The sequence below is a fragment of the Nostoc sp. CHAB 5715 genome (assembly GCF_020829685.1).
GTDB lineage: Bacteria > Cyanobacteriota > Cyanobacteriia > Cyanobacteriales > Nostocaceae > Nostoc.
The window spans coordinates 1-3,674 of record NZ_JAIVFR010000775.1 but is presented as its reverse complement, the minus strand read 5'-3'; the positions used below and the strand labels follow the sequence as shown (position 1 = coordinate 3,674).

Below are 3,674 nucleotides of genomic sequence, written 5' to 3'. Positions count from 1 at the left end.
CTAATTGGACTCTGTTTGACAAAACGCTCAAATATTGCACCCAGCATTCACCATACCCTCCGTTACTTTTTAGTTTGCGATCGCATGGTATTATTATCCGGCTATTTGTCACCTTGACAGGGCTAGACTGTGCGATCGCATTTACCAATGGGAATCATAACAAACAGATTCACCGGAGTAAATAACCAATGGCTTACCAAAATATTACCGGCTCCCTTTCCGCAGCAGATATCCAAGAAATTAAAGCAGCCTTTGCGACTATTCAAGCAAAGTTACCTTTCCTTGTGACTCTGAGTGTGGAAGAACGACGCAAGTTATTTAAGATGGGCGATAAAAGCCTAGCTTTTGTCAACACTAGCCTGACTGCTGCCCAATCTAACCGAGAAATTCTCCCAGCCAGCTTTGATGTAGATGAGTTTGTGCGGGATTATCAACTAGCCGCCACTCTCAGCGAACTTCTGATTGGACTGCGACAACTCACAGAACAAGTAGATGATACCTTAATGGCTGTCGGTAGTGAGACAATGAGCAGCAGCTTGACAGTTTACGATTATGTGAAGACTGCTGCTAAGAAAACTCCAGGGTTAAAAAGTCTTGCCGAACAGTTAGGCGATCGTTTTAAAGCTATTAGAAGTAAACCTGCTAAAGCCACTTCTGATTCATAGGCAAATATTGTTATTCGGTTTATAGCCGTTCTCGCTTGCGTCAAATACAAGCATTCGTAGGGGCACAGCATTGCTGTGCCCCTACCGCGTATCTGGTGTACTGCATTCAAACAATAAGTGCTGTAGTCTTTGAACTCCGTGAATGAGTAGTTAAACCTCATTAATGAGTCTTTGATACTCACGCGAGAGTCTTTAATACTCGTGGACAAGTCTTTAATATTCGTCGGCGAGTCTTTGATACTCGTGGGAGAGTCTTTGATACTCGTCGGCGAGTCTTTGATACTCGCGGGAGAGTCTTTGATACTCGTCGGCGAGTCTTTAATACTCGCGGGAGAGTCTTTAATACTCGCGGATGAGTCTTTGATACTCGTGAATGAGTCTTTGATACTCGCGGATGAGTCTTTGATACTCGTGAGCAAAAATTAACATTAATTCTGTATACTCAGAACTTGCACCAGTCCCAACAACCGCCTCAGAATGAATTCTGAGGCTGATAGCTAAAGTCTTCTAAAGAAGACTGGGTAAGGTTTATAGTCCACGCTTAGTGGACTTGCGCTATCAGCCAAGAAATTTATTTCTTGATGGGATAGTGAGCTGGTGCAGCATACTGATGGCGGCAGAATACCAGCAAGAATGGAGTCAAGAATTTCCGCTCAAAAGATTTTCCGCCGCCGTCTACCAAATGCGACTCGAAGACAAACAAGCCCTACCTGGGGATGAATTTCACCAAGTAGTCATGTCTTTGGAAGACGAGAAATACAAGATGGTAGTCAGGCGTCAGTGGCAAGATGAAAAAGGCGAAGCCAAGAAAGAATGGTACTTCCGCCACGATAAAATCATGGATTTCTTCTTGGTGCAAAACTTTCTGGGCGAAACTGATGCCGCCGAAGGACTATTAGTTGATAGAATGGGCGATCCGCGTTTTCGTGGTGTTTATTTCTTGCTAGCAACGTTGCTTCCTTTAGATGCAGCCAAAGAACTGCGAGAAAAATTGATTCAATACGCCGCAGATACTAAAGACAATACGGTGAGTAATACTTTCGTGCAGTTATTGCGAACTAGATAATTTGTAATTCGTAATTCGTAATTCGTAATTTAAGAGGGGAGTAGTGGTATGCTTTAACTGAAATAGGTTGTTTCAGGCTTTTATTAATTATTACTTTGATGGTAAATAGATCCGCGCTGTAAGGGTTTAGCAATGCTAAACCCCTACGAAATATCCGGCTTTTTGTTAACACATATTTGGTATTTTCTGTCAATGCGTAAGTCTTAATATTAACTTCGCTTTGGAGAAGATTGTTTCTGTTTGGAAACGCTACGCTGAGGGTTTAAAAATGGGGGAATGGGACAGTCTAGCGTCATTGCGATCGCTCTTAGTAAATCTGCTTCTGACTGTGTAACTTTGTTATTTAAAAGTACCGTGTGGGCGCAGGCATCAACAATAGCTTGCTTGAGTTTGGGACTGGCAAGACGGAGGCGATCGATACTCTTCTTAAGCTCGGTGAAATTACAGGTAAGTGGCGTGTCTGGTTTTTCTTGCTCTCCAGCTTTAGGAAGTCGAAAAACTCCAGAACGAAAAGCATAGGCGATGTCTTCGGTGGAGGTATCGGGTTGGGAGTGTCCAACGCGGGCAATGACGGACAATACTAATAAACTATCTGGCCAAATCTCTTCTATAGAGGTAAATTCGACTGTTGTCGCAGATGTGGGATTTATACTAGGTTGGAGGCGATGCCACAGGATTAACTGCAACACAAAATGCCACAGTGATAAACTTCCGGTAGCTACAACTAAACCGTGGACGCATTTGCACAACCTTTGGCATTCTTTGGCAGAATTTTGACGCAATACGGGTACTGCTAAATCTACAAGTGGCAAGCGAATTCTGGGATCTAACTGGCTAATTTCGCTGCTCAATTCCAAGGTTTTATCTACCAACTCAGCAGGCTGCACCTCGCGTAACCAAGCAATTTGACGTTGTTGGATCTCGATATTTTCAGTATCTAACGCTAGCGCAAAAGCGATCGCCATTGCACTTTCCTGCTCCCGCACGCCCAAGCGCAGGGATTCGGGTAACTGCGATAACAGCGCTTGAGCATGGGCAAAATGCTCTGGTGTGACGCTTCCAACTTGGTTTACAACCTGTTCTGGTGTGGTGCCAGAACCACCAGCAAAGCCCATTGTTAAAGATTCCTGGGAGGGGGAACGCACTTGATTGCGAGATGGCATTGCTGCTAAATTGCTGACGTTCAAACCCCCAACCCGGCGGATACGTTCTGCTAAGGGTGGGTGGGTAGAAAACATATTTTCCCAGAAAGAGGGGTTGAGAGCATTGCCAAAAAACATGTGGCTAGCGGCTTCTGCCCCGGGCGCAATCAAGCGTGAATCCATTTTTTGGAGTTTTTGGAAGACTCCGGTAAGTCCATTGGGGTTGCGAGTGAACTGTACAGCCGAAGCATCGGCGAGAAATTCCCGTTGGCGAGAGACTGCGGCTTTAATTAAGCGTCCGCAAAATAATCCGATACCGCCAATTGCCATCAGTGCTAAACCAAAAGCCCACAAAGGTAAACCCTTGTCTTCCTTTCCTAAACGGAAGCTACCGCGAATGCGCCAGAGCAATTCCCCAGTTAAATAAATGAACAAAATCCCATGCAGTAGTCCCACCAAACGCAAATTCAGCCGCATATCTCCATTGAGAATATGACTGAATTCGTGGCCGATAACTCCTTGTAGTTCATCCCGATTCAGATGTTGCAAGGTTCCACGGGTAACTCCAATTACAGCATCATTGGGCGTAAATCCGGCAGCAAAGGCATTAATGCTGGTTTCTCTCTCAAGGAGATAAACTTCAGGGACGGAAATACCAGAAGCGATCGCCATTTCCTCGACAATATTTAATAGTTGTCGCCCTTGTTCAGCCGCCATTTCTGCTATCAGGAGTCTTCCCCCCAACTCCTGGGCAATTACGCTTCCGCCCTCCCGGAGATAAGCAATTCTATACAAACTTCC

Annotated in this window: 4 protein-coding genes and 1 pseudogene; 4 read left to right on the top strand and 1 reads right to left on the bottom strand. The window is 45.0% G+C overall.

What is annotated here, in order from left to right; translation table 11 throughout:
• From LC574_RS31005 to LC574_RS30990, 4 genes and pseudogenes are all read left to right on the top strand, one after another.
• On the top strand, window positions 1-185 hold a 185-nt coding region (locus LC574_RS31005), incomplete at its 5' end, for a hypothetical protein (protein ID WP_229457421.1).
• 3 nt (window positions 186-188) lie between these two features.
• Window positions 189-665 (top strand): hypothetical protein, encoded by a 477-nt coding sequence (locus LC574_RS31000; RefSeq protein WP_229457420.1) that lies wholly within the window; start codon window positions 189-191, stop codon window positions 663-665.
• Window positions 666-836: 171 nt separating this feature from the next.
• Window positions 837-1,091, top strand: coding sequence for a hypothetical protein (locus tag LC574_RS30995; protein ID WP_229457419.1), 255 nt, complete (start codon window positions 837-839; stop codon window positions 1,089-1,091).
• Window positions 1,092-1,272: 181 nt separating this feature from the next.
• Window positions 1,273-1,731, top strand: a pseudogene (locus tag LC574_RS30990) (PBS lyase); the annotation flags it as partial.
• A 209-nt stretch (window positions 1,732-1,940) separates the two neighbouring features.
• Here the strand turns inward: LC574_RS30990 and LC574_RS30985 are convergent.
• Window positions 1,941-3,674: M48 family metallopeptidase (locus tag LC574_RS30985; protein WP_229457418.1), on the bottom strand; the 1,734-nt coding region annotated here is incomplete at its 5' end.